The sequence below is a fragment of the Thermocrinis ruber genome, assembly GCF_000512735.1.
GTDB lineage: Bacteria > Aquificota > Aquificia > Aquificales > Aquificaceae > Thermocrinis > Thermocrinis ruber.
This window is the reverse complement of sequence record NZ_CP007028.1, coordinates 1,431,039-1,453,693: the sequence shown is the minus strand read 5'-3', so window position 1 is coordinate 1,453,693 and position 22,655 is coordinate 1,431,039. Positions and strand designations below refer to the sequence as shown.

Below are 22,655 nucleotides of genomic sequence, written 5' to 3'. Positions count from 1 at the left end.
TATTATTCCCGATCTTTTTCTTCCTTCTCTTCTTTTTTCTCTGGTGGCTTTGGTCTTTCAACTATTTTGTCTTTGGCGAGGCTCTCCGCTAAAGCATTTGCCACCTGAACTACCACATCTCTTGCTACCATATCAAGGGAAAGGTTTTTGCTTATACTCCAACCAGCTCCGCCAAAGGCACCACCGCCAGCACCCGCACCAAATAGACTCCAAGAGGTCTTCTCCGAGTTTGCTTCAAAAGACTTAGAATAAGCTACCTCTAATGTCTCAGGCTTTATTACATTCACATCTACCGCCAGCTTCGCCTTGTCCTTTTTGATGCTTATGGCACCCAAAAGTGGAACAACACCACCACCAAGAGGTCCGCCACTCCTTTCAAGCTCCAAAGCGGTTATAGAACCGCTTATCATGTAATCCACTTTGGGAGGTTGGACCTTTTGTCCAGTAACCTCAAGGAGTTTTTTCATCTTCTCGTATTGTTCCAAATCCACTATCTTAAAGCAATTGGTGGCCTTTAGGGCATTTGTCAGCATGGTAGATACACCCTTCCCTAACCCTTGAACTCCGCTTCCTGTGGTAAGAACCTCAAATATGGGAAGAAGTTTAGGGTTATTTGGCTGTTGGCAAGCGGCCGCCTTGCAATCAAAGTCCATTACCATTACAGAATATGCGGGCTCAGAGCACTTCACAACAGGTATTTGCCTCTCCGTAGTTTTTGTTTCATTTGCAGAGGAGATGGCACCACCCACACCAATCATGCCTATAGTTAACCCTAAAGCCAGGGCTCTTTTAAGCACGATTGACACCTCCTTTGGTTTTTTTTGAACAGGACATTATAACACATCCTAAATGGTTTAATATATTAACCATGCAAATAGAGGACCTTAGAAACTCTGCATGGCGTTTTAACAGTAGGTTGAGGTTTGTTATGGCAAGGGGGGAGGTAATGGCGGAAGAGTACGAGCCTGTGGTCAAGGAGATCATAAAGCAGGTAAGGGAGAAGGGAGACACTGCTCTTTTGGAGTACACAAAAAGATTTGATGGAGAAGAGCTAACGGAAGAGGACTTGGAGGTTCCCTACCAGGAACTGGAAAGAGCCTACGAGGAGATTGAGCCAGAGGTAAGAACCGCTTTGGAGGTAGCCCACGAGAGAATAAAGAGATTTCACGAAAAACAACTGGAGAGGTCCTTTTTGGTGGAAGAGGATGGGATCCTTTTGGGAATGAGGGTATTTCCCTTAGAAAGGGTTGGTATATACGTGCCCGGAGGCAAGGCATCTTACCCTTCCACCGTCCTTATGAACGCAGTGCCGGCAGTTGTGGCTGGTGTGGAAGAGGTGATTATGGTTTCTCCAAGACCCAACAAATACACCTTGGCGTCTGCCTTCATTGCGGGCGTTAGTCGGGTTTTTAGGGTAGGCGGTGCTCAGGCGGTTGCAGCATTGGCTTATGGGACCGAGAGGGTGCCAAAGGTGGATAAGGTGGTGGGACCGGGCAACATATACGTAACCCTCGCAAAAAAACTACTCTTTGGAGTGGTGGACATTGATATGATTGCCGGACCCTCTGAGGTTCTTGTGATCTCTGATGGCTCCGTAGATCCCAGTTGGGTGGCTTGGGATTTGCTCTCTCAGGCGGAGCACGATGAACTTGCGGGAGCTTTTCTGATCACCACAGACCCCAAGCACGCCCAAGAGGTTAAGCTAAAACTAGAAGAGATCCTTGATAACTTCCCCCGAAAGGACATAGCCCAAAAATCCCTTGAGCGGTTTGGCACCATATTCTTGGTGGAGGACTTGGAGCAGGCTTGTGTGGTTGCCAACTACATAGCACCAGAGCACTTGGAGTTGATGGTGGAGGAGCCCTTTGCCCTCCTACCAAAGATTAAACACGCGGGCGCAGTATTCGTGGGTAAATACACCACAGAACCTTTGGGAGATTATCTCCTTGGACCAAATCATACACTACCCACAGGACGCACTGCCAGATTTTTCTCACCCCTTGGAGTTTATGACTTTATAAAAAGGAGCTCTTTGATGTATGTGTCAAAGGAGGGTTTTGAAAGGGTGGCGGAGTATGCCCAGCATATAGCAAAGGCGGAGGGGCTTATAGCCCACTATGGGGCAGTAGAGGTTAGGAGGAAGCAATGAAGAAGCTTGCTCTGTTGTTGGCTTTTGGTTTTGTCTTATCCTGTGCTCCTTTGCTATGCAGACCAGATCAAACCCTGCTTCTTAACCATTTGGAAGACCGAGCGCCAGAAAAATACACAAGCCAACTGCTCATATCCTACGGTGTTTTAAAGGTGCCCGTAAAGGTAGAAAAAGACAAAGATAAATACAGGGTGGAATCTGCAAGGTTTGGAGGGTTTAGCTTTGACAAAAAGGGTCTATGTTTAAACGTTGTATGCATTGACCTGCCCTTTAGCCCCGACGGTATCATCTTTGGAAAAACGCTAACGGGTGAAGAAAAACCCAGTTGCACCTCTGAGGCGCTAATATTGAGTAGGGATGCGGATGCTTACCTGGTTAAACACTACTTTGTGAATAACCAACTTGCCAAGGTGGAAGTTTTTGACAAAAAAAAGGATAGACTGATAACCCTTACCTACGGACAGAAGGCACCCGAGGGCTACTACAGAAGGGTCAAAGTCAATTGGGAAGATCTTACCTTTACTATAAACGTGGAGGAGGTTAAGTTTTAATGTTCCCAGTGCTCTTTGAATTTTTTGGTATAAAGATATACACCTACGGAGTTTTGGTTGCCCTTGGTGTTTTTGTGGGCTACTTTTTGCTTTTAAGACTTGGCAAAAAAGAGGGTTTAAATACAACCCATTTAGAAAATGCCCTACTCATTACACTGTTTTTTGGTATAGTTTTCGCAAGGATCGCCTATATCTTGGAACATCCGGAACAGGTAGGGAAAATATTTGACATATTTGCCATATGGCAGGGAGGGCTTTCCTTCTTTGGTGGCCTGATTGGCGGTCTTTTGGGTGCCCTCTTTAGCATACACAGATACAAACTACCCCTTTGGAAGACAGCAGACCTCAGCGCCATAGCCATAGCCATAGCCCACAGCATAGGGAGGCTCGGATGCACCTCCGCAGGATGCTGTTATGGAAAACCCTTCCTTGCGGAAGACGTTACACCCGGCATACATCTTTCAAGCAAGTTTCCCTTTTTCTATGTAGTGTTTCCGGAGGGTGCTGTGGCACCTCCCTACATGCCCCTCTATCCCACTCAGCTTGTGGAGTTCTTCGGACTGTTGGTGATCTTTTTTATTCTGCTTTTCTTTTACAGGAGAAAACCCTTTGATGGTGCGGTTTTTAGCCTTTACCTTCTTCTTTACGGTGCCCTCAGGTTCTTTTTGGAGTTTTACAGGGGTGTTACTCCACTCATAGAACCCATAGGGCTAACGTGGAATCAAATTGTATCTCTTCTTATGGTTTTATCTTCCTTTGCCCTGATGTTTGTTTTGAGACATGAGGGAAAGGTTAAAAAGGCTTAAGCAGTTACTAACAGACCCCTTTAAACCGGAAGAGGTGTTAAAGGAGTTGGAAGAGCTTTTAAAGGAAATTCCTCAGATGAAGAGGGAGGAGCTCTTGGAGTTGGAGGAGGAGATGACAAAGATAAAGGGAATTTTGGAAAGAAACTTTCACATTGCCTTAGGCTGGCTGGAAGAACTTCCCAAAAAGATTAAGTTTGAACGGAAGGTATGAGGCTTTTGATCCTTCTTTTAAGCCTTTCCTTTGCCTTTTCCCTTGAGCTTTTCCCTCAGATGGCAAACCTGAGAAGCTTTCCTCGTCAGTTGGAAGGAGAAAAGCTCAAGTCTTGGCTCTCGGAGGATAGCTATCCAAAAACTAGGCTCTACCTGGGCAATGTGCCATTAACTGAAGGGCTTATGAAAAAACTCCTTGAAAATGCTAATTTAGACGCAGTGCCTCAACAGGTGGATGTAAAGTACGGCATAACCCTAAGGAGGGCAGACCTAAAGCTCCTTCCCACAGAGTTGACGGTCCATAAGGGAAACCCGGAGATAGATTACAATCAGTACACCGCCCTTGACCCTCTTACGCCTTTGGCAGTGCTCCACCGGTCCAAGGATGGAAGATGGCTCTATGTTCAAAGTCCTATAATGAGGGGATGGCTCAAGGTTGAGGACGTGAGGGAGTTGAATGAGGAGGAATTTTTTAGACTTCTTGACCTTCCCTTTTTGGTGGTTATAAAGCCCAAGCTTAAGATAGGAGGGCTTGAATACTCAATGTCCGCAAAAATTCCCTATCTTTCAAAGGAAAAGGACAGATACTTGGTTTTGATGCCCGATGGGAGTGTGGAGTGGATAAAGGGTGAGGGCGTTATAGAAGGCTACTGGCAATTTTCAGAAGATAAGGCAAAGCTTCTCCTTGATAGTCTTCTTGGTATGCCTTACGAGTGGGGAGGCTTTTATGATTGCTCCGCAGTGGTGCGTGCCTTCTTTGGTGTTTTTGGTATAGAACTTCCAAGAAACTCCAGCCAGCAAGCTACCGTCGGAAGGGGTGTGGAGAGAACTTTTAACAGCTACCAAGAGCTGAAGGAACTCTTGAAAACATTTCCACCTTACCGGACAGTGTTATACATGAAAGGGCACATAATGATCTTTGGAGGCTTCGAGGGAGAGGACCCGGTGATCTATCATGCGGTCTATGCCATAAAAAGGGACGATGGAAAAATGGTTTATCCAAAGGCGGTGGTTAAAAACCTTTTGGAAAGGGATGGACTTACCAATCTGTACAAAAGGATCGTGGCGGTGAAGGTATATTAAACGATAGCCAAGCTTTTTACCCTTTTGTGCTTAAACTTAAATTCTATGGAGCTAAAGGTAAAAAGCCTAAAGGAGCTTTACGAGAAAGACTTTTACCTATGGGTTCAGGAGAACCTAAGGCTTCTCAAAAACAAAGAGTATGAGCTTGTAGATTGGGAGAACCTTTTAGAGGAGATAGAGGATATGGGACGGAGATATCTGGACAGTGTGGTTAGCCTGATGGCGGTAATTATGGAACACCTCTACAAGTGGGAACACTTCAGATACAAGGAGTATGCAGGACACGGCTGGATAAAGAGCATAAACAATGCAAGGAAGGAGCTGAGAACAATATTTAAAAGACATCCGTCCGTAGAGGTAAAAGCTCAGGAAAAGGAAAATATACAAACCGCATGGGAGTTGGCAGTTTATAGTCTGATTGACTGGTTTAAAGAACCTAAAAACCAAGACCTTGCTAAAAAATACTTTGGAAAGTTGCCAACAGAAAAGGATTTCCCGCAAGAATGCCCCTATACCTTTCAGCAGGTTATGGAATACGAACCTTGGGTTAAGTTATAACCAAACCACCGGTTTATATTTAAAACTCATGGAGCTAAAAACACAAAGTCTAAAGGAACTCTATGAAAAAGACTTTTACCTGTGGGTGCTGGAGAACCTAAAGCTTCTCAAAAATAAAGAGTTTGAGCTTGTAGATTGGGAGAACCTTTTAGAGGAGATAGAGTATATGGCAAGGAAAGAACTGAGAAGTGTAATAAGCCTTATGGCGGTCATAATGGAACACCTCTACAAGTGGGAAAACTACAGGGAATCCGCTTATATGGGTAGCAGTTGGAAAAAGAGCATCCTCAACGCAAGAAAGGAACTAATAGACCTCTTTGATGAAATGCCATCGTTGAAAAGGATAGCCCAAGAAAAGGAGAGCTTGAATAAGGCTTGGAGAAGGGCGGTTAATAGTCTCATTACTTGGTTTAAAGAGGAGGAGGATTTAGCCCAAAAATACTTTGGCAGGTTTCCCACAAAAGAAGATTTTCCAAAGGAATGTCCCTATACCTTTGAACAAATTATGGAATACGAACCTTGGATTGAGAAAAAAATAAATCATTGAGAGCTTAGAACCTTATTTAGAGCTTTAACCACAAGCTAAGAAACTTGGCGAATTATAGCCAAACCGCTGGCTTATATTTAAAACTGATGAAGCTAAAAACCCAAAGCCTAAAAGAACTTTATGAAAAGGACTTTTATCTGTGGGTGTTGGAGAACCTAAAACTTCTCAAAAATAAAGAGTTTGAGTTTGTGGATTGGGAAAACCTCTTAGATGAAATAGAGGATATGGTCAGAAGGCATTATGAAAGTATGATCAGCTATATGGCAGTCATTATGGAACATCTTTACAAGTGGGAGAAGTTCAGAGAGAATGAATACGTGGGTGACCATTGGAAGAAAAGTATAAATACTGCAAGAATGCAAATCGCAGACCTTTTTGATGATAATCCTTCCTTGAGGGGGGTTGCCCAAGAAAAGGAAAGTTTGAGCAAGGCTTGGAAAAGGGCAGTTCGTAGGTTAATTGTTTGGTTTGATGAAGACGAAAATAAAGACTTAGCTAAAAAATACTTTGGCAGACCTCCCACAGAGGAGGACTTTTCAAAGGATTACCCGTACACCTTTGAACAGGTGATGGAATACAAGCCCTGGCGTGAGGAGATAAGGGAGAGCACGGAAACATCACAGCCTTAGTGGTAAAATACTCAAAATGCTTCTTCTCAAAAGTCTATCGGGCGAAAAGATAGAGAGATTTCCCGTTTGGCTTATGCGTCAAGCGGGCAGGTATATGCCTCAATACAGGGAGCTTAGAGCAAAGGAGAAGGATTTTTTGAGCTTTTGTAAAAATGTGGAGCTTGCGGTAAAGGTGTCTTTGCTTCCCTTGGAGCTTTTGGATGTGGATGCTGTTATCATCTTTTCAGACATTTTGGTTCCCCTTGAGCCTATGGGCATAAACGTGCGTTTTGAAGAGGGGGAAGGTCCCCATTTGGAGTGGGATGGAAACGTTAAGGCGCTTAGGAAGATCACAAGCAAGGACACAGAGTTCATTAATGAAATAATAAGAGAAGTTAAAAGAACACAAGATCGGGTGCCTGTTATTGGCTTTTGCGGAGCACCGTGGACCCTTTTTGCCTACGCGGTGGAGGGCAAAGGAAAGGCGGACTTCAAAAGAGCCAAACTCTTTATGTGGGAAAGAAGGGAAGAATACCTTGAGTTTCTTGGGTTGCTGTCGGAAAACTTAGTGGAGTACTTAAAAGGGCAGGTTAAAGCGGGTGCGGACTTGGTACAGGTTTTTGACAGCTGGCTCATGCATATGCCCTACGAAGATTTAAAAGAGTATGCAATCCTACTGAAGGCTTTCTTTGAGAGGCTAAAGAGGGAACTTGGAGTACCCGTTATATACTTTTACAGAGGTTCTGGAGAGTATTTGAAACTGCTCAGACATGTACCCGTGGATGCCTTTTCTGTAGATTGGACGGTGGATATGTTCTCTTGGATGGAAAAGGAGGACATGGCTTTTCAGGGAAACATGGACCCATCCATTCTTTACTGCACGGAGGATGTTATCCAGCGTAAGGTTTTGGAGTTTTTAAAGAGGGTGCCAAGGAAAACCAAATACGTATTCAATTTGGGACATGGGCTTTCGCCCGATATGGAACTAAAAAAGGTAAAGCTTTTGGTGGATACGGTTAAAGGCTACAAGGTAGGATGATAAGAGAGGGGAAGGTCCTTCTCAAGGTGGAAGTTCCCAAAGTTGTCTCCTCAGAAATGCCCGTTTTTTACAACCCAACTATGATTGTAAACAGAGACATAAGCCTACTCATCGTTTGGGCTATGGAAGGTGAGGAGCTTGTGGTCTGTGATCCTATGGGTGCAAGCGGTGTTAGGTCTTTGAGGTTTTTGTTGGAGGTGCCAAAGGTAAAAAAGGTCATATACAACGACATAGACCAAAGGGCGGTGGAAAGCTTCAAGGAGCATTTGCAGATCAACCAAGTGCCAGAGGAGAAGGTGGAGATATACTCTGAAGACGCCAGCCTGCTTTTAAGGAGGCTAAGAAATTGCCATTATGTGGATATAGACCCCTATGGCTCACCCATTCCTTTTTTGGATTCTGCGGTATTTCCTGTCAGGAGGGGTGGCGTTCTGTCTGTTACCGCAACGGATACTGCGGTGCTCTCTGGAACTTACCCCAGCACGTGCCAGAGGAGATACTCTAGCAAGCCTCTGTTGGAGTGTGAGTTTTACCACGAGGTGGGTATAAGGATCCTTATAAAGAAGGTGGTAGAGGAAGGTGCCAAGCACGATTATGCCCTAAAGCCTATCTTTTCATACTCTTACAAGCATCACTTTAAGGTCTTTTTCAGAAAGGACATAGGAGCAAGGAGAACAGACAAGCTCATTGAAAAAATAGGCTACCTGCTTTACTGCACCCATTGTTTATACAGAGAGGGCGTTTCCCTTGAAGGCGTAAAAGGGCAGTGTCCCCACTGCGGGCATAAACTTTTGCTAGCTGGTCCCCTTTGGCTTGGAGAGCTTTGGGAGAAGGAAACAGTGGAGAGGGTTTGGAGTTTGAGGGGTGCCATAGAACTTTCGGAAGAGACCGCCAAGCTATTAAAAAAGATCAGGCGAGAATCAGAGGTCAACAGCCTTGGTTTTTACAGTCCCTCCTACATAGCAAGGGCTTTCAAACTTGCCCAACTACCACCAAAGGAATTTTTCTTAAAATTCTTTGAGGGCAAACCCACCCACTTTAGCCCAGAGGGCTTTAGAACATCCCTTGAGCATGGAGAGTTTTTAAGGAGATTGCATGAGTTCATACAGAGAGGTAGCAGAACTAATCCTTAAGTTAAAGGGAGAGCTCTTTTTGTCTCCGAGGGAAAGGTGGTTTCTGAAGAGGTTGGAAGAGTCCGCCTACCCTTGGCATTTGGTGGAGGAAGGGATAAAGAGGTTTTACGCCAAGCTTCCACCGGAGAGACGAAAAAAGACCCCCGCCTTTTTTGCCCTTGGTGAGATTGAAAGGTTAAGAAAAAAAGCAATAAAAAACTCCGCAGGGAAAGAGGATAACTGGAGGGAAAGGTTCAAGAGTCTTTTGGAAAAGCTGGGAGAGTATATTGAGGTGCCAAAGGTGGAACCCAAAGACAAAATGTCCGCAGAGGAAATTTTAGCGGACCTGGAGAGCAAACTATACAAACACCTCTGGGATAACTTGCCAGAGGAAGAAAAGAAAGCCCTTCTTAAAAAGTACGCCCAATTTAAGCAGGATAAAACCGCCCTTAGTTTTATGATAAAAGGTGAGCTTAGAAAGAAGTTTGGGCTTGGTGTGTTCTCCCTTTTTGTGGAGGAAAGATGAGCTTTGATGCGGTGGTTGTGGGTGCAGGTCCGGGTGGTGCATTCAGTGCTTACTGGCTTGCAAAAAACGGCTTAAAGGTTTTGCTTTTGGAAAAGAAGAGACTTCCCAGGTTCAAGCTTTGCGGAGGTTGTCTTTCTGCAAGGGTGGTCTCTCTCCTGCCGGAAGGCTGGCAGGGTTTGATAAAGGCAGTGATAAGAGAGGGAACCCTTGGCTGCCGTGGAGAGGAAAGCTTTAGTCTTTCAAGTGAAAAGCCATTGGCATACATAGTAGACAGGGCGGAGTTTGACTACTTTTTGGTGCAAAATGCTCAGCGGGTAGGCGTGGAGCTTTGGCAAGAGTGCGAACTTTTGGGCTTTGAAGAGGGAGAAAGGATAAAGGTTTACACTTCCAAAGGGGAAGTGGAGGCGGACTTTCTAATAGGTGCGGACGGCTTTTATTCAAAGACCGCCGACCTTTTGGGCTACAAAAAGAAGAAGTTCTTTCGGTCCTTAGAATTCCAATGCCTTACAAACCTCAAAGAGGGTGTGCGCATAGATGTGGGGCTTGTGGAAAGAGGTTACGCATGGGTTTTTCCCACCAATGTGGGCATCGCCTCCACAGGGAAAGAAAACCTTCTGGAGCTACTTAAGGATTATTCAACTAAGCTGGGTCTGAAGGTGGAGGGCAAGGTCTATGGCTGGCACATACCCTATTTAGAAAATAAAAAGGACTTTCACGCTGGAAGGGGTAGAATTCTCCTGGTGGGTGATGCGTCCAACTCGGTGGACCCGCTTTTAGGGGAGGGTATATACTATGCCCTTTGGGGGGCAAAAAATGCAGTGCAAGCAATCCTTAACTGCCCAAATAATCCGGTGGAGGAGTATTTTAGACTTTCAAAGCCCATGATAGAAGAGCTTGTGTATGCAGGAAGGATCGCAAAGATAGCCTACCGCTTTCAGAGATTTTCTTACAATTGGGGAAAGAAAGGAGCACTGAAGGCTTACTACAGGCTTTTAAGGGGAGAGGAAAGCTACAAAAAGCTGTTTTTTAAGGCTTGGCTTCATTTAATCTAAAACAACAACCTTTCCAGTAGTCGTGGAGAATTCCCTTTTCTCTTCCAGCTTGGTAGTAAGGATATAGCCTAACGCCAAGCCTTTCCTTGACACAGATGTTATCAGACCTACCTCCTTTTCTCCGTCAAAGACTTTTTGCTCCTCCTGAAGGTTTTCTCCTTTAAAAAGAACCAAAGTTCTGGGAAGCCTGCCCTTGTAGTGAATTCTTGCTATAACCTCCTGTCCCACATAACAGCCTTTTGTTAGGCTTATGGCAACGTTCAAAAGCCCAGCCTCAAGGGGTGAGTAGCCCTCTCTCAACTCCTTCCTTATCCTCGGGACCTTTCTCTCTATCCTTAGGTCTTCAAAGTCCTCTTCAGTGATCTCTTCTTCCTTTGGAAGTTCAAGTCCATCCAGCTCGCCAAAAACATCAAATCCTTCTTCTCTGATCCTTAAAGGATTGTTTGCCACAAAAACACCATCCTTTTCAAAGAACTTGCCCTCTTCTGGCACCATACCAAAGGTCTTCTCCACCCAATCTTTGGCAGATTCTCCAAAGACAAAAACGTGCCCAAATGTAGTTAGGTCTTCAAAATATACCTTCAGAGAGAGCTTTAACCTTTCAAACTCCTCTATGATCTTTTTTGCGTCTCCCTCTGTGTCCAAAAGGTATGCGTCCTCCAGCTTATACACGAAGAAATCCTCTATAGGAGAACCGTTTTGTCTGAGCCAAAGGTTGTAGTTAAAGCTAAAGGGCTTTAGACCCTTTATATCGTTGGTTAGCAGGCTGTGTAAGAAGGAGGTGTGCTCCTCCTGAAAGCCCTTTGGTAGAGTTTTACCTTTTTTACCAAAGACCTTTATCTTTGACCTTTTTAGCCTTACCCACTTCACTCCATTTCCTCCTCGTCTTTCATAAGCTTGTACACGATGCTGTCTGTTAGGGCAATCCAAGAGGCTTCTATGATGTTCTCCGAGACACCCACCGTGCCCCACTTTCTTTTGCCGTCGGTGGATTCTATAAGGACCCTCACCTTGGCGGACGTGCCCTCAGATTCATTGACAATGCGAACCTTATAGTCTATAAGTTGCACCTCTTTTAGGTTTGGATAGAACTCCTCCAAGGCTTTCCTAAGAGCACTGTCTAGGGCACTGACTGGACCGTTGCCCAAAGATGCGGTATGTTCTTTCACACCACCCACAGAGAGCCTCACCGTTGCCTCGGAAACTGGTAGCTCGTCGGTGCTCCTTTTGGCTATTAGGACCCTGTAGGCATCCAAATCAAAGTAGTTTCTAACAAGTCCAAAGTGCCTTTTGCAGAGCAGTTCAAAGGATGCCTCTGCCGCCTCAAAGTGATAGCCTTCCTTTTCTAACTCCTTGATCTTTTCCACCAGCTTTAGAACCTCCGGAGATCTCTCATCCACCTCTATACCCATTTCTCTTAGCTTATAGACTATGTTGCTCTTTCCGGAGAGGTCCGAGACGGTGATCTTTCTTCTGTTGCCTACCAAAGATGGGTCTATGTGTTCGTAGGTATCGCTCCTTTTCATTACCGCTGATGCATGCACTCCAGCCTTGTGGGCAAAGGCACTTTCTCCCACGTAGGGCATGTTTCTGGGTACGGGCATGTTGGATATTTCTGCCACGAAGTGGGAAAGTTCGGTGAGCTTTTTGAGGTTTTCCTCGGGCACCACCTTAAAGCCAAGCTTTAACTGAAGGTTGGGTATTATGGAGCAAAGGTTGGCGTTGCCCGTCCTTTCACCTATGCCGTTTATGGTACCATGTACCTGCCTTGCTCCAGCCAAAACTGCCATTATAGAATTTGCAACAGCGGTGTCTGAATCGTTGTGGGCATGTATGCCTATCTTTGCCTCAGGAAAGGTCTCCACCACTTTTTTTGTGATCTCATAGACTTCGTGGGGCAGACATCCCCCGTTGGTATCGCACAAAACTATCCAATCCGCCCCACCCTCAATGGCATACTGGATTACCTTTAGGGCATACTCGGGATTTCTCTTGTATCCATCAAAAAAATGCTCCGCATCAAAGATCACTTCCGGCACATACCTTTTTAGATAGGCTATGCTTCCAGCCACCATGTCCAAGTTCTCTTCTAAGGTTGTTCTGAGGGCTTCTAACACATGCAGGTCCCAGCTTTTTCCAAAGATGGTTATTGCCTGTGGTTGGGCTTTTATCAGGTTTTCAAGCTGAGGGTCCTCTTCTGGCCTTTTTCCCGGTCTCCTTGTGGCACCAAAGGCCACAATCTTTGAGTGGTTTAGTTTGATATTTTTGAGTTTTTCAAAGAGCAGTGTATCCTTTGGGTTTGAGCCTGGCCAACCGCACTCAATGTAATCTATACCAAACTCGTCAAGCTTTTTTATGATCCTGAGCTTATCCTCTATGGAAAAGTTTACTCCTTCTGCTTGGGAACCATCCCTTAAAGTGGTGTCGTAAATATAAACTTTCTCACTCATATTCATAAGAAAGTTTAAGCTAATAGTTTGCAAAAGGCAATACTTCTCAAGAGCGCCCGTGAGGGTTGCCGTACAGGTTTAGTAAGTATATAATTACTATCCATGTACTACCTTTCAAAAATAACACCCTTTTTCTTTGTTAAAGCCTTTGTTTTTCTTGGACTTTCTCTTTTTTTAAGGCATAGCCAAGACTGGACTCTTTTTGTACTGCTTTTGATATATGGCTTTGTTGGGTCAATGCTCGTTGGTGCTATGTATCAAATTGTGCCCAACTCCCAAAACAGGAAGCTGTTTTTGCCCCAGCTTTCCTATCTTACCTTCTTTTTGAACATTGCTGCCCTCCTTCTTTTTCTCATGTCCCAAAAGCTTTTGGGCTCTGTATTTTTGTTGTTTTCTTACATTCTTTTTTCTGTAAGTATTCTTCCCACCGTAAAGAACAGGTAACCCATAACAGTTAAGTTTCTTCTTTCCTCCTGGTTTTTTCTTATTCTCTCCGCTTTGTTTTTGCTTTTATCCCAGTTTGAGATCGTTCCCTTTCAGTTGGCGGTGCATAGCCTTACAGTAGGTTCCCTGCTCAATGCTGTCTATGGGGTAGAGTTAGCTTGGATCCCCATGCTAACAATGACCACGTTAAATTTCAAGGATGCCTTAAGGTTTTTCTACGCAAAGCAATTTTCCACATTACTTATGCTACTCTCCTTTTACATAACTACCATTAACCTATTAGCCTTTGCCTCTTTTGTGGAATTTGTCCTCTCTCTTCTGTTTTTACTTCAGATTTACAGGCTCTTAAGACAGAGAAGGATAAAGGTTCCATTGCCTATTGTGGTTAAGTTTTTCCTCTTTGGTATGGGACTTTTGCCCCTTGGTATGTTGGTGGGCGTTGCAATGTCCTTTGAGAGGGCATTGATCCCATTCTTTGTGGGCATACACTACGGTTTGCTCATATACGGCTTTACCGTCTTTACTGTGTTCGGAGGAGTAGCCCACTTGCTACCAAGGATACTTTACACTTGGAGATTTTCTGGCGTGCAGGGCGTTTCTATCAGCGACTTAGTGGACGAACCTGCCTTTCCAACATTCTTTAAGTTCTCTATAGTCTTTTACCTTTTATTTTTGCTACTTAGCTTACTCCCACACCCAGCGAGCTTAGTTTCCTCGGTGATATACCTAATTTTACTGCTATACTTTGCCAAGCTAACCTTTCTTAAGGGACTATCTGCGTTCCTATTCCTTCGTCGGTATTATAATTAAGCTTACATGACAAATCCTAACCTAAGAAAGACCATTGAGCTATATTCAACGAGGCCCTCTGAAGAGCTTGTTCAGTTTTTGAATGGGCTTTCAAAACCATCCTTGATAGCCCTTTGTATAGACCTTTTGACCCTTTACTTTAATGACAAAAACTCATCAAGGCTCAGAGAACTAACCACTTTGTGGATTTGTGGCTTTCAACCAAACTCGGAAAAGCTCGGATACAATGGATACAGAATGGATGTGGATGCTGGAGGAAGGGTTGATTGTGAGGTCAAGCCTCAAAATACGGATGACCCTAGGAAAAAACTAAACGGCGGTGGAAGTTTTAACGACTACACCTTAGAAAGGTTTAGTAGGGATTTGGAAAATAATCCTATAATTTTGGTTAGCGGTTTTGTGGGAGGGAAGCTTATATACATCTTTGAGTTTAGGTTTGAGTGTTTAAAGGAAAAGCTTAAGGGTTTGCTTGAACGCAGGTTTCCGGAGGGACAAAGAAGAGAGGGAGAATACTTACGTTCAGCCGGATTTTCCTTTAGGGATTATAAAGATTGTCCTTCTTTGAAACTTGCCTATTTAAGGGATGATTGGTACAGTTTTAAGGATTACCTCTCAAGGGACCTGACAAAATACTTTGAGGAATTTAGGAGATGGAAGGTTTAGAAAAGTTTATCAACCAAGTTATATGTGGTGATGCCCTGGAAGTTTTAAGGAAAATGCCAGATGAAAGTATAGATTTGGGTATAACCTCTCCACCATATAACAAAAAAGAAAAGCACGGTGGTTGGTTGGTGGATAAAGTCCGATACAAGGGCTACAGGGATGTTATGCCAGAGGAGGAGTATCAAAGCTGGCAGGTGGAGGTTTTAAATGAACTCTACAGAGTGATAAAGGAAGGAGGCTCCTTTTTCTACAATCACAAAGTGCGCTACGAGGACGGAAAAATGATCCATCCCTTACAGTGGCTACTTAAAACCAAGTGGAACATATGGCAGGAGATCATTTGGAACAGGAAAATTGCGGGCAACATAAGAGGATGGAGGTTTTGGCAAGTTGAAGAAAGAATTTATTGGCTTGTGAAAGGAAAGCCAAAAGAGTTAAAACCCAAGCACGCCAAATTAACATCCATATGGGAGATCCGCCCGGAGCAAGGACATAAAGAACATCCCGCAGTATTTCCCATAGAACTTCCCACACGGATCATAGCAAGCCTGCTTGAGGAAGAGGATGGAATTGTTATAGACCCTTTCTGTGGAACTGGAACAACCCTTGTAGCTGCTAAGCTTTTGGGAAAGAAATACATAGGGATAGATATCTCCGAGGAGTATGTGGAGTATGCAAAAAGAAGGCTTGAGAAAGCGGAAAAGGAAAAGGCAAGGGTTCTAAAAGAACTTTCCCTTCACAGTATAGAACTAACCTTCAAAGAGAGGAAAGAGAGAGGATTTTGGAACAAAAGGGCTTAGACTACGGAACTATCTGCGTTCCTATCCCTTCGTCGGTGAAAACTTCCAAAAGTATGGAGTGGGGCACACGTCCGTCTATTATATGCACCTTCTTTACTCCTTCCTTTAAGGCGGACATACAACTCTTGAGTTTTGGGATCATGCCTCCCTTTACCACACCCTCAGAGATAAGCCTTGGAATATCACGTGCATGCAAGGTGGATATGAGCGAACCATCTTTGTCTTTTACACCCTCCGTGTCCGTTAAAAAGATCACCTTCTCCGCCTTCAGGGCTTGTGCTATCTTTGACGCGCAGAGGTCTGCGTTTATGTTGTAAGCCTGACCACCCTCTCCTACACCCACCGGTGCAATAACTGGGATGTAGTTTCTTTCTAGGAGTGCCTGCAGGAGCTCCACGTTCACCTCCTCCACTTCCCCCACAAAGCCAAGGTCTTCCTCTGGCACTTCTAAACCAAGCTCTTTAAAGTAGCTTTCCTTGTCAAGCTTTTTTGCCCTCAATAGCTCCCCATCCCTTCCGGAGAGCCCCACCGCGTATATAGGTTTTTTGGTGTGGGTGTTTATAAGGGCAACTATGTCCTTGTTTATGTCCCCCGAGAGAACCATCTCCACCACATGCATGGTTTCTGCGTCCGTCTTTCTGACACCACCCACAAAATGCGCCTTTAGACCAAACTTTTCCAGGGTTTGGCTTATCTGAGGACCTCCCCCATGTACCACCACCACCTTTATACCCACATAAGCCAAGAGCACCACATCGCGGGCAAAGCTGTCCCTTAGTTGTTCGTTTATCATAGCGGAACCGCCATACTTTATGACAAAGACCTTTCCGTAAAATTCCCTGATGTAAGGAAGCGCAGACTGTAAAATCTTTGCCCTATCCAGCAGTGTTTGCATCCTTTACCCTCTCTATGTCTGCACCAAGTTGGTTTAACTTTTCCTCTAAGCCTTCGTAACCTCTGTCTAAGTGGTATATGTCCCTGACTGTGGTCGTTCCCTCCGCAATGAGCCCCGCCAAAACTAAACTGGCGCTTGCCCTCAGGTCTGTGGAAAAGACCTCTGCCCCGCTCAATCTTTCTACACCGTGCACGATGGCAGTTCTACCCCTAAGGCTTATGTTTGCCCCCATTCTTTGAAGCTCATTTACATGCTGAAAGCGATTTTCAAAGATGTTTTCCGTTATGTGAGAGATACCCTTTGCCACTGTGCACAGTACCATAAACTGGGCTTGCATGTCTGTGGGAAAGCCCGGATACTCTGCGGTGGATATTTCCAAAGGTTCCGGTCTCCCGTCCCCACAGACCTTAACCCGGTCTATGCCCAAGATTTCCACCTTCGCACCCGCCTCCTTTAACTTTTCTATCTGGGCACCCATGTGGTCTATCCTAACACCCTCTAAGAGCACCTCTCCACCCGTCAAAAAGCCCGCCACCGCCAAGGTGCCCGCCTCAATTCTATCCGGTATTACCTCATGCTCAAAGCCCGCCAAATCCTCCCTTCCCCTTATAACCATAGTCCTTCCTTCCACCTCTATCTCCACACCCATCTTTCTAAGAACCTCCACCAGGTCCATCACCTCTGGCTCCAGGGCAACGTTTCTGAGAACGCTTCTCTTTGGACATCTACTCAAAAACATAAGGGCATTCTCTGTGCCCGTAACAGTTATAACCTCAAAGGTATACTCCACCGGTTTTATTTTTTGAACCTCCATATGAAGGTAGCCCTCTTTCACGTTTATAATTGCCCCCCCCCTTTCAAAGACTTTTAGATGTTGGTCGATGAGCCTTGCCCCTATGGAACAGCCGCCGGGCATGCCTACCACCGCGCGACCAAACCGTGCCAAAAGGGGGCCAGCCACAAGGATAGAAGCCCTCATCCTTCTGACTATATGGTCTGGTGCAAGATAAGAGTTCAACGCCTGTGCATGGACAAAAGCCTTCCCCTCTTCAAAATGCACCTGTGCCCCAAGGGTGTTCAAGAGCTCAAAGGTAGTTTTAACATCCAAAAGATTGGGCACCCTTTTTACAATGCAGGGCTCTTCGGTTAAAAGGCTTGCTATGAGTATGGGAAGGCTTGCGTTTTTTGAACCGGAGACCTTTACCCTTCCCCTTAACCTCCTGCCTCCCCTTATCACAAGAAAGTCAGAGCTTAATGATGTGATGCTTTTCATCCTTCTTGATAACTATTTTAACCACTTCCCAGAGCTTGGAGTAATATATCAAAACGCCGTCATCCTCCTCCACGTAGTGGTGGGGCTCCTCCGAGTATATAACGATTATCCTGTCCTCTTCCTCCACAACCTTTGGGTAGTTCATATTCTCACCACTACGCAGGTGAGAGCCTCCTTCACTCCCTCCAAGGAGTGGATCTTGTTTATAACGAGCCTTCCCAGTTCGTCTTGATTTTTTACCTCCACAAAGACGATAATGTCGTAAGGACCTGTTACCACATCCGCGGTTCTGACGCCTTCAAAGGTGGAAAGGGCAAGCATTATTGACGGGATCTCCCTTGGGTCTGCCTTTATGAGTATGTACGCCTTTATGGAGTATTCAGACTCCAGCTCCATCAACTCGGTTATGGACATAGGATAGCTCTCTGGCCTTGTTTCCATCTTCTTTAACCTCCTCAAGGAGTATTTTAATCAACTTTTCACCATCTGAAGGATTCCTTTTTATCTCCTCAAGGGCAAGGTGCAAAAACCTCCTAAACTTTGGCTCCCTTTTTTCCACATCCGCCCAATAACTTTTGATTTTCACGATCTTTTCCTCTATTGGAAGAAGCTCAAGCCAACGGAAGAACTTTTCCACCTCGTCCCAGACGATGATCTCACCCTTCTCCTTTTCCCTGAGCCTACCCTTTAGGTTCTCTTGGGCTATACCCTTAAGGTCGTCAATGTTATACAGGAAGGCTTGGTCTATGCTTTCTATGTCTGGGTCTGCGTTCCTGGGTACAGAGATGTCTATGATAAACATGGGGCGATAGTCTCTCTTTTTCATTGCGTTTTCTACCATCTCCTTGGTGAGTACATAGCCCTTTGCACCTGTGGATACAAGAACTATGTCAAACTTATGAAGATGGTCTGCCAGTTCCTCGTATCTTAGCACGTTGCCCTCCAGCTCCCTTGCCAGTTCCAAAGCCCTCTGGTATGTTCTGTTGGCAATAAATATGCTTGCCTTTAGCTTTTTAAAGTACTTTGAAGCAAGCTCCGCCATCTCTCCCGCACCTATCAAAAGCACCTGCGCCTTGCTTAGATTTCCAAAGATCTGCTTTGCCAACTCTACCGCCACATAGCTAACGGACACTGCGTTCTTGCCTATGCCCGTCTCCGTGCGCACCTTTTTGGCAGTTCTCAGGGCCTTTTCAAAGACCCGGTTTAGGATCTTTCCAAGTCCTCCACACTCCTTGGCTAACCTAAAGGCCTCTTTAAACTGGTGTACTATCTGACTCTCTCCCACCACCATGGAATCAAGACCACTGGCAACCTTGAATATGTGCGCTACGGCTTCCTTCCCTTCCAAAAAGAAAGAGTACTTTTTATATCTGGGGCTTACCTTCTTTAGCTCCAAAAAGGCGGACACCAAAAGGTGCATCTGATAGTAGTCTTCTGCCACTGCGTAGGCTTCCACCCTATTACAGGTATTTAAAATTACAAGCTCCCTTACCCCGGAGTAAGATTTTACCGCAGTCAAAAGGTCGCAAAGTTCCTCCTTACTACAGGCTAAAAGCTCCCTTATCTCCACTGGGGCGGTTTTAAAGTTGTAGCCCCATGCAAATATGCGATCCATCATATACAAATATAACTCCTACCTGCACTTTTTCCAAAGCTCCAAAAACTCCTTTAACTTTCTCAGTGCCTTGCCTCTGTGAGAGATAAGATCCTTTTCCTCTGGAGCTAGTTCTGCCATGGTTTTTTCATAGGACTTTGGCTTGAAAATAGGGTCGTAGCCAAAGCCCCCTGATCCCCTAGGACTGTGTACAATCTCCCCTTCACAGGTGCCCTCGGAAAAGATGCACAGCCCCTCTTCCAAAACAAGGCACAGGACCGCCTTAAAGTACGCCCTCCTGTCGGAAACATCCTTCATAAGCCTGAGAAGTTTTCTTATGTTTGCCTCATCCTCCGAAGTTTGAACCTCCTCCCTTCCGCCCCAATCTATGGAGTAGAACCGACTGGAAAAGACACCTGGATAGCCCCCAAGGGATGGAACCACAAGCCCTGAATCATCTGCCAAGGTGGGAATACGGTATTTCTCAAAGTATGCCATTGCCTTTATGTATGCGTTTTCCATAAAGGAATTTCCCTTCTCTTCCACGTTCAACTTTTCCTCTGGCAGAATAACTTCTACTCCGAGAGGTTCTAACATTCGCTTAATTTCTCTGTATTTTCCCAAGTTTTGGGTTGCAAGTAGGATTTTCATTGAATAAAATATATTATCACGGGGTGTAGCTCAGGTGGTAGAGCGCTGGCTTTGGGAGCCAGAGGTCGCAGGTTCAAGTCCTGTCGCCCCGAGGGCCCGTAGCTCAGCTGGACAGAGCAAGGGATTTCTAATCCCTAGGTCGGGGGTTCGAGTCCCTCCGGGCCCGCTTGTTTTTATTCATGGCTTTGGCTTTTCCTCAGAGGTCTTTAAAACCTTCCCCGGTGTAAAGATAGACCTGCCCTTTCACGGAAATTCTAAGCTAAAAAGCAAAAGCCTTAGGGCTTTAGCCCAAGAGATTGCCGTTAGAATTCCCAACAACTCTACGGTGGTAGGTTGGTCTATGGGTGGCACCTTAGCTTTGCTTTTGGCTCTGCTCTTTCCCTTTAAGGTAAAAGCCCTACTTTTAATAGGTGCCACCGCATGCTTTCCTTGCCTTTGGGATAGGAAAAACCTAAAGGGCTTTTTGCTAAGGCTCAGGAAGGAAAGGGAGGAGTTTTTAAAGGAGTTCAGAGAGAGGGCATACCCAAAGCCTTTTGATGCAAGGGTGGAACTGGATGGAGCCCTTGAGCTTTTGGAGGATTACTTTTCCACAGACCTAAGAAGCTATATCCCTCATATAAATAAACCCGTTCTCTTACTTCATGGCACAGAGGACCCTATCGTTCCTCTCAGAGGTGCCCTTGAGCTTTACAATCTGAGCAGGAGGGCTAAATTAATAACCTTTGCTGGAGGACACTTCCCGGAAAATGAAGCTATTATCCTTAAGGTTTTCAAGGGCCTCAAGTACCTATGAGGATTGGGCTATTCCCCAAAGGCAGAGTGCGGAGATTTTAAAGCGCTTAGACACAATTGAGGGTTCGGTCCTTGATGTGGGTTGTGGCACAGGCTTTTGTAGTGAAGGTTTGGAAAAAGTGGTGGGTATTGACATATCTCAGAGCATGCTGAGGACGTACAGACAGAAAGGTTTTTTGGGTATTTGTGCTATGGCTGAGGCAATGCCCTTTAAGGACAAGAGCTTTGACTGTGTGGTAAGCAACTTTGCCCTGCACTGGACTTCCATAGACCAGAGCTTTAGGGAAATATTCCGGGTTTGCAGAAAGAAATTCCTCTGTGCCATGCCCGTTAAGGGAAGTCTTGAGCCTTTGGACTTCCCCTTCCTTTCTCCAGAGGATATCCTTGAAAGGCTTCGCCATCTTGGAGGAAAGCTGAGAAAGGTGGAGCTGAGAGAGTTGGAAATTCCCTTCAAAGGTTGGGACCTTTTAAGGTTCTTTCATTACACGGGTTCTTCTTACAATCCTTCAAAAGGGGATATTCTCAGAACCAAAAAGAGCGTTGAAAGACTCATCCTTTCCATTGACAATCCTAGCTTTTTGGTGTTATTCTTTTCCTGCGAGGTTCCGCAGTGAGGAGGGTAGCCATGACCTTTCTATCCTTGTTATTCTTGCTACTACTTTTTAGCATAGAAGGTTGTAAAGCGCAAAAAACGACCTCTTCTTCTGGGACTGCGCCACAACCTCAAGCGCAAGAGGTATCCGTTAGGTCTGGACTTCTGGCACAGTTTGAAAAGGAACTGACGGAACTTGTGGAAAGGGTCTCCCCATCTGTGGTAGCCATATACTCTACCCAAGAGGTTTCAAGGGGTTTTGGCGAGGATTTTCCTTTCTTCTTCCCATTCCAAATTCCACAGGAGAGGAGGTCCTTAGGCTCGGGTGTGATCATGGCCTATAAGAACGGAAAGTTTTACATCCTGACCAACAATCATGTGGTTCAAGGGGCAAAGAGAATAAGGGTAAGGTTTGACCCGCATACAGAAAAGGACGGAAGGCTGGTGGGAGGAGACCCCAAAACGGATGTGGCAGTGGTGGAGGTGGATGCTAAGGGCATAGAAAACCCTGAGGGTAGAGTGGCAAAGCTGGGAGATTCGGACAATTTGAAGGTGGGTCAGTTGGTGATCGCCATAGGAAACCCTTACGGTCTTGAAAGAACTGTGACCTTTGGAGTGATCTCCGCTCTGCGCAGGTCCATAGGGATAACCCAGTATGAGAGCTTTATTCAAACGGACGCACCCATAAACCCGGGCAACTCGGGAGGACCTCTAATAAACATAAAAGGTGAAGTTATAGGTATAAACACTGCCATAGTGGCGGAGGGTCAGGGTTTGGGCTTTGCCATACCCATAAACCTTGCCAAATGGGTGGCAGACCAGCTTATGGCTAAGGGTAGAGTGGTTAGAGGGTGGCTTGGTGTGGTTATTCAGGAGATCACGCCGGAGATCGCCGAAACCATAGGAGTGAAGGAGGGCATACTCGTAGCCCAGATCGCACCGGGTAGCCCTGCGGAGAAGGCTGGGCTCAAAGTTGGAGACATAATAGTCGCCGTTGACGGTGAAAAGGTCAGAGAGGTTAGGGATCTACAGTTTAAGATCATGAAAACACCCCCTGGTACTGAGGTAACCTTAACCATCATAAGGGGAGGAAAGGAACAGACCATTAAGGCAAAGGTGGGCGAAATGCCGGAGGAAGTTAGCTTTGGGAAACCACGGGAACAAGCGGGAGATCTGGGTCTGTTCCTCAGGGATCTATCGCCGGAGGAGGTAAGTAGGTTTGGAGTAAAGGGTGTCTTTGTGGAGGGTGTGGCACCCGGTAGTTTAGCCCAAAGGAGCGGTTTAAGGAGGGGAGACATAATCCTTGCGGTTAATAATGAGCCCGTGGAGAGTCTCTCTCAGTTTAATGAGAAGATAGACAGGGCAAGGAACGAGCAGAGGACGAGGGTGCTCCTTTTGATAAGGAGAGGCGGAAACAACCTATATGTAGTACTTTATTTGAGGTAAAGCG

The 22,655-nt window shown here is 45.4% G+C and carries 28 protein-coding genes and 2 tRNA genes; 21 read left to right on the top strand and 9 right to left on the bottom strand.

What is annotated here, in order from left to right; all coding sequences use genetic code 11:
* Positions 1–2: 2 nt before the first annotated feature.
* Positions 3–758 (bottom strand): CsgG/HfaB family protein, encoded by a 756-nt coding sequence (locus THERU_RS07890; RefSeq protein ID WP_084326331.1) that lies wholly within the window; start codon positions 756–758, stop codon positions 3–5.
* A gap of 110 nt (positions 759–868) precedes the next feature.
* Here THERU_RS07890 and hisD point away from each other — a divergent pair, with 110 nt between their 5' ends.
* From hisD to THERU_RS07830, 12 genes are all read left to right on the top strand, one after another.
* Positions 869–2,149, top strand: coding sequence for a histidinol dehydrogenase (gene hisD, locus THERU_RS07885; RefSeq protein ID WP_025306731.1), 1,281 nt, complete (start codon positions 869–871; stop codon positions 2,147–2,149).
* Complete coding sequence (locus THERU_RS07880; RefSeq protein ID WP_025306730.1) at positions 2,146–2,700, top strand: hypothetical protein; 555 nt, start codon at positions 2,146–2,148, stop codon at positions 2,698–2,700. Before hisD ends, THERU_RS07880 begins: the two co-directional genes overlap by 4 nt.
* Positions 2,700–3,506 carry a prolipoprotein diacylglyceryl transferase gene (gene lgt / locus THERU_RS07875; protein ID WP_025306729.1) on the top strand — a complete coding sequence of 269 codons (807 nt, stop codon included), beginning with the start codon at positions 2,700–2,702 and terminating at the stop codon, positions 3,504–3,506. The genes THERU_RS07880 and lgt overlap by 1 nt, the downstream gene beginning before the upstream one ends.
* Positions 3,481–3,717: a hypothetical protein gene (locus THERU_RS07870; RefSeq protein ID WP_025306728.1), complete on the top strand. Its 237-nt coding sequence runs from the start codon at positions 3,481–3,483 to the stop codon at positions 3,715–3,717. Before lgt ends, THERU_RS07870 begins: the two co-directional genes overlap by 26 nt.
* The gene (locus THERU_RS07865) at positions 3,714–4,799 is read left to right on the top strand and encodes an SH3 domain-containing protein (protein ID WP_025306727.1); all 1,086 of its coding nucleotides are present in this window, start codon (positions 3,714–3,716) and stop codon (positions 4,797–4,799) included. The genes THERU_RS07870 and THERU_RS07865 overlap by 4 nt, the downstream gene beginning before the upstream one ends.
* A 45-nt stretch (positions 4,800–4,844) precedes the next feature.
* Positions 4,845–5,357 carry a DUF29 domain-containing protein gene (locus THERU_RS07860; protein ID WP_038532280.1) on the top strand — a complete coding sequence of 171 codons (513 nt, stop codon included), beginning with the start codon at positions 4,845–4,847 and terminating at the stop codon, positions 5,355–5,357.
* Between the two features lie 28 nt (positions 5,358–5,385).
* Positions 5,386–5,904 (top strand): DUF29 domain-containing protein, encoded by a 519-nt coding sequence (locus tag THERU_RS07855; protein WP_025306725.1) that lies wholly within the window; start codon positions 5,386–5,388, stop codon positions 5,902–5,904.
* A gap of 86 nt (positions 5,905–5,990) precedes the next feature.
* Complete coding sequence (locus tag THERU_RS07850) at positions 5,991–6,533, top strand: DUF29 domain-containing protein (RefSeq protein ID WP_038532278.1); 543 nt, start codon at positions 5,991–5,993, stop codon at positions 6,531–6,533.
* 16 nt (positions 6,534–6,549) lie between these two features.
* A complete protein-coding gene (hemE, locus tag THERU_RS07845; RefSeq protein ID WP_038532275.1) occupies positions 6,550–7,551 on the top strand; it encodes a uroporphyrinogen decarboxylase in 1,002 nt (333 codons plus the stop codon).
* Positions 7,548–8,684, top strand: coding sequence for a tRNA (guanine(10)-N(2))-dimethyltransferase (locus tag THERU_RS07840; protein ID WP_025306722.1), 1,137 nt, complete (start codon positions 7,548–7,550; stop codon positions 8,682–8,684). Before hemE ends, THERU_RS07840 begins: the two co-directional genes overlap by 4 nt.
* A complete protein-coding gene (locus THERU_RS07835; RefSeq protein WP_025306721.1) occupies positions 8,647–9,189 on the top strand; it encodes a hypothetical protein in 543 nt (180 codons plus the stop codon). The genes THERU_RS07840 and THERU_RS07835 overlap by 38 nt, the downstream gene beginning before the upstream one ends.
* Positions 9,186–10,241 (top strand): geranylgeranyl reductase family protein, encoded by a 1,056-nt coding sequence (locus tag THERU_RS07830; RefSeq protein WP_025306720.1) that lies wholly within the window; start codon positions 9,186–9,188, stop codon positions 10,239–10,241. Before THERU_RS07835 ends, THERU_RS07830 begins: the two co-directional genes overlap by 4 nt.
* Here THERU_RS07830 and ygfZ read toward each other — a convergent pair.
* Together ygfZ and cimA are read right to left on the bottom strand one after the other, a co-directional pair.
* Positions 10,233–11,111 (bottom strand): CAF17-like 4Fe-4S cluster assembly/insertion protein YgfZ, encoded by an 879-nt coding sequence (gene ygfZ, locus THERU_RS07825; protein WP_038532272.1) that lies wholly within the window; start codon positions 11,109–11,111, stop codon positions 10,233–10,235. The two genes, THERU_RS07830 and ygfZ, sit on opposite strands and share 9 nt — an antisense overlap.
* Complete coding sequence (cimA, locus tag THERU_RS07820; protein ID WP_025306719.1) at positions 11,108–12,691, bottom strand: citramalate synthase; 1,584 nt, start codon at positions 12,689–12,691, stop codon at positions 11,108–11,110. The genes ygfZ and cimA overlap by 4 nt, the downstream gene beginning before the upstream one ends.
* 102 nt (positions 12,692–12,793) lie before the next feature.
* Between cimA and THERU_RS08390 the strand changes: the two genes are divergently transcribed.
* Genes THERU_RS08390 through THERU_RS07805 form a run of 4 tightly spaced genes read left to right on the top strand, consistent with a single transcriptional unit; the run spans position 12,794 to position 15,408 of the window.
* Positions 12,794–13,135, top strand: a complete 342-nt coding sequence (locus THERU_RS08390) for a hypothetical protein (RefSeq protein WP_051402165.1) — start codon at positions 12,794–12,796, stop codon at positions 13,133–13,135.
* Between the two features lie 54 nt (positions 13,136–13,189).
* Positions 13,190–13,945, top strand: coding sequence for a hypothetical protein (locus tag THERU_RS08385; protein WP_156916210.1), 756 nt, complete (start codon positions 13,190–13,192; stop codon positions 13,943–13,945).
* Between the two features lie 6 nt (positions 13,946–13,951).
* Positions 13,952–14,608 carry a hypothetical protein gene (locus THERU_RS07810; RefSeq protein WP_025306718.1) on the top strand — a complete coding sequence of 219 codons (657 nt, stop codon included), beginning with the start codon at positions 13,952–13,954 and terminating at the stop codon, positions 14,606–14,608.
* Complete coding sequence (locus tag THERU_RS07805; RefSeq protein WP_025306717.1) at positions 14,596–15,408, top strand: DNA-methyltransferase; 813 nt, start codon at positions 14,596–14,598, stop codon at positions 15,406–15,408. The genes THERU_RS07810 and THERU_RS07805 overlap by 13 nt, the downstream gene beginning before the upstream one ends.
* Position 15,409: 1 nt before the next feature.
* On the opposite strand, the gene argB is transcribed toward THERU_RS07805, so the two are convergent.
* The 6 genes from argB to rdgB are packed head-to-tail and all read right to left on the bottom strand — an operon-like array spanning position 15,410 to position 19,821.
* Positions 15,410–16,303, bottom strand: a complete 894-nt coding sequence (argB, locus tag THERU_RS07800; RefSeq protein ID WP_025306716.1) for an acetylglutamate kinase — start codon at positions 16,301–16,303, stop codon at positions 15,410–15,412.
* Positions 16,284–17,576, bottom strand: coding sequence for a UDP-N-acetylglucosamine 1-carboxyvinyltransferase (gene murA / locus THERU_RS07795; RefSeq protein ID WP_025306715.1), 1,293 nt, complete (start codon positions 17,574–17,576; stop codon positions 16,284–16,286). The genes argB and murA overlap by 20 nt, the downstream gene beginning before the upstream one ends.
* Complete coding sequence (locus tag THERU_RS08630; RefSeq protein WP_169727103.1) at positions 17,548–17,721, bottom strand: hypothetical protein; 174 nt, start codon at positions 17,719–17,721, stop codon at positions 17,548–17,550. Before THERU_RS08630 ends, murA begins: the two co-directional genes overlap by 29 nt.
* Positions 17,718–18,017: an Lrp/AsnC family transcriptional regulator gene (locus THERU_RS07790; protein ID WP_025306714.1), complete on the bottom strand. Its 300-nt coding sequence runs from the start codon at positions 18,015–18,017 to the stop codon at positions 17,718–17,720. Before THERU_RS07790 ends, THERU_RS08630 begins: the two co-directional genes overlap by 4 nt.
* Complete coding sequence (gene hemA / locus THERU_RS07785; RefSeq protein ID WP_025306713.1) at positions 17,956–19,194, bottom strand: glutamyl-tRNA reductase; 1,239 nt, start codon at positions 19,192–19,194, stop codon at positions 17,956–17,958. The genes THERU_RS07790 and hemA overlap by 62 nt, the downstream gene beginning before the upstream one ends.
* 15 nt (positions 19,195–19,209) lie before the next feature.
* Positions 19,210–19,821, bottom strand: a complete 612-nt coding sequence (rdgB, locus tag THERU_RS07780) for an RdgB/HAM1 family non-canonical purine NTP pyrophosphatase (RefSeq protein ID WP_025306712.1) — start codon at positions 19,819–19,821, stop codon at positions 19,210–19,212.
* A gap of 19 nt (positions 19,822–19,840) precedes the next feature.
* Between rdgB and THERU_RS07775 the strand changes: the two genes are divergently transcribed.
* The 5 genes from THERU_RS07775 to THERU_RS07755 all read left to right on the top strand — a co-directional run bounded on the left by THERU_RS07775 (position 19,841) and on the right by THERU_RS07755 (position 22,651).
* Positions 19,841–19,913, top strand: a tRNA-Pro gene (locus THERU_RS07775).
* A tRNA-Arg gene (locus THERU_RS07770) sits at positions 19,914–19,987 on the top strand.
* Positions 19,952–20,614, top strand: coding sequence for an alpha/beta fold hydrolase (locus tag THERU_RS08500; RefSeq protein ID WP_084326302.1), 663 nt, complete (start codon positions 19,952–19,954; stop codon positions 20,612–20,614). Before THERU_RS07770 ends, THERU_RS08500 begins: the two co-directional genes overlap by 36 nt.
* On the top strand, positions 20,568–21,227 hold the full coding sequence (locus tag THERU_RS07760) for a class I SAM-dependent methyltransferase (protein ID WP_025306710.1): 660 nt from the start codon (positions 20,568–20,570) through the stop codon (positions 21,225–21,227). The genes THERU_RS08500 and THERU_RS07760 overlap by 47 nt, the downstream gene beginning before the upstream one ends.
* 11 nt (positions 21,228–21,238) lie before the next feature.
* Positions 21,239–22,651 (top strand): Do family serine endopeptidase, encoded by a 1,413-nt coding sequence (locus tag THERU_RS07755; protein ID WP_025306709.1) that lies wholly within the window; start codon positions 21,239–21,241, stop codon positions 22,649–22,651.
* Positions 22,652–22,655 lie beyond the last annotated feature (4 nt).

Coding starts and splice junctions, on each gene's coding strand:
- THERU_RS07890 (WP_084326331.1), bottom strand. CDS start 758: ATGATTGGTGTGGGTGGTGCCATCTCCTCTGCAAATGAAACAAAAACT.
- hisD (WP_025306731.1), top strand. CDS start 869: ATGCAAATAGAGGACCTTAGAAACTCTGCATGGCGTTTTAACAGTAGG.
- THERU_RS07880 (WP_025306730.1), top strand. CDS start 2,146: ATGAAGAAGCTTGCTCTGTTGTTGGCTTTTGGTTTTGTCTTATCCTGT.
- lgt (WP_025306729.1), top strand. CDS start 2,700: ATGTTCCCAGTGCTCTTTGAATTTTTTGGTATAAAGATATACACCTAC.
- THERU_RS07870 (WP_025306728.1), top strand. CDS start 3,481: ATGAGGGAAAGGTTAAAAAGGCTTAAGCAGTTACTAACAGACCCCTTT.
- THERU_RS07865 (WP_025306727.1), top strand. CDS start 3,714: ATGAGGCTTTTGATCCTTCTTTTAAGCCTTTCCTTTGCCTTTTCCCTT.
- THERU_RS07860 (WP_038532280.1), top strand. CDS start 4,845: ATGGAGCTAAAGGTAAAAAGCCTAAAGGAGCTTTACGAGAAAGACTTT.
- THERU_RS07855 (WP_025306725.1), top strand. CDS start 5,386: ATGGAGCTAAAAACACAAAGTCTAAAGGAACTCTATGAAAAAGACTTT.
- THERU_RS07850 (WP_038532278.1), top strand. CDS start 5,991: ATGAAGCTAAAAACCCAAAGCCTAAAAGAACTTTATGAAAAGGACTTT.
- hemE (WP_038532275.1), top strand. CDS start 6,550: ATGCTTCTTCTCAAAAGTCTATCGGGCGAAAAGATAGAGAGATTTCCC.
- THERU_RS07840 (WP_025306722.1), top strand. CDS start 7,548: ATGATAAGAGAGGGGAAGGTCCTTCTCAAGGTGGAAGTTCCCAAAGTT.
- THERU_RS07835 (WP_025306721.1), top strand. CDS start 8,647: ATGAGTTCATACAGAGAGGTAGCAGAACTAATCCTTAAGTTAAAGGGA.
- THERU_RS07830 (WP_025306720.1), top strand. CDS start 9,186: ATGAGCTTTGATGCGGTGGTTGTGGGTGCAGGTCCGGGTGGTGCATTC.
- cimA (WP_025306719.1), bottom strand. CDS start 12,691: ATGAGTGAGAAAGTTTATATTTACGACACCACTTTAAGGGATGGTTCC.
- THERU_RS08390 (WP_051402165.1), top strand. CDS start 12,794: ATGTACTACCTTTCAAAAATAACACCCTTTTTCTTTGTTAAAGCCTTT.
- THERU_RS07810 (WP_025306718.1), top strand. CDS start 13,952: ATGACAAATCCTAACCTAAGAAAGACCATTGAGCTATATTCAACGAGG.
- THERU_RS07805 (WP_025306717.1), top strand. CDS start 14,596: ATGGAAGGTTTAGAAAAGTTTATCAACCAAGTTATATGTGGTGATGCC.
- argB (WP_025306716.1), bottom strand. CDS start 16,303: ATGCAAACACTGCTGGATAGGGCAAAGATTTTACAGTCTGCGCTTCCT.
- murA (WP_025306715.1), bottom strand. CDS start 17,576: ATGAAAAGCATCACATCATTAAGCTCTGACTTTCTTGTGATAAGGGGA.
- THERU_RS08630 (WP_169727103.1), bottom strand. CDS start 17,721: ATGAACTACCCAAAGGTTGTGGAGGAAGAGGACAGGATAATCGTTATA.
- THERU_RS07790 (WP_025306714.1), bottom strand. CDS start 18,017: ATGGAAACAAGGCCAGAGAGCTATCCTATGTCCATAACCGAGTTGATG.
- hemA (WP_025306713.1), bottom strand. CDS start 19,194: ATGATGGATCGCATATTTGCATGGGGCTACAACTTTAAAACCGCCCCA.
- rdgB (WP_025306712.1), bottom strand. CDS start 19,821: ATGAAAATCCTACTTGCAACCCAAAACTTGGGAAAATACAGAGAAATT.
- THERU_RS07760 (WP_025306710.1), top strand. CDS start 20,568: ATGAAGCTATTATCCTTAAGGTTTTCAAGGGCCTCAAGTACCTATGAG.
- THERU_RS07755 (WP_025306709.1), top strand. CDS start 21,239: ATGACCTTTCTATCCTTGTTATTCTTGCTACTACTTTTTAGCATAGAA.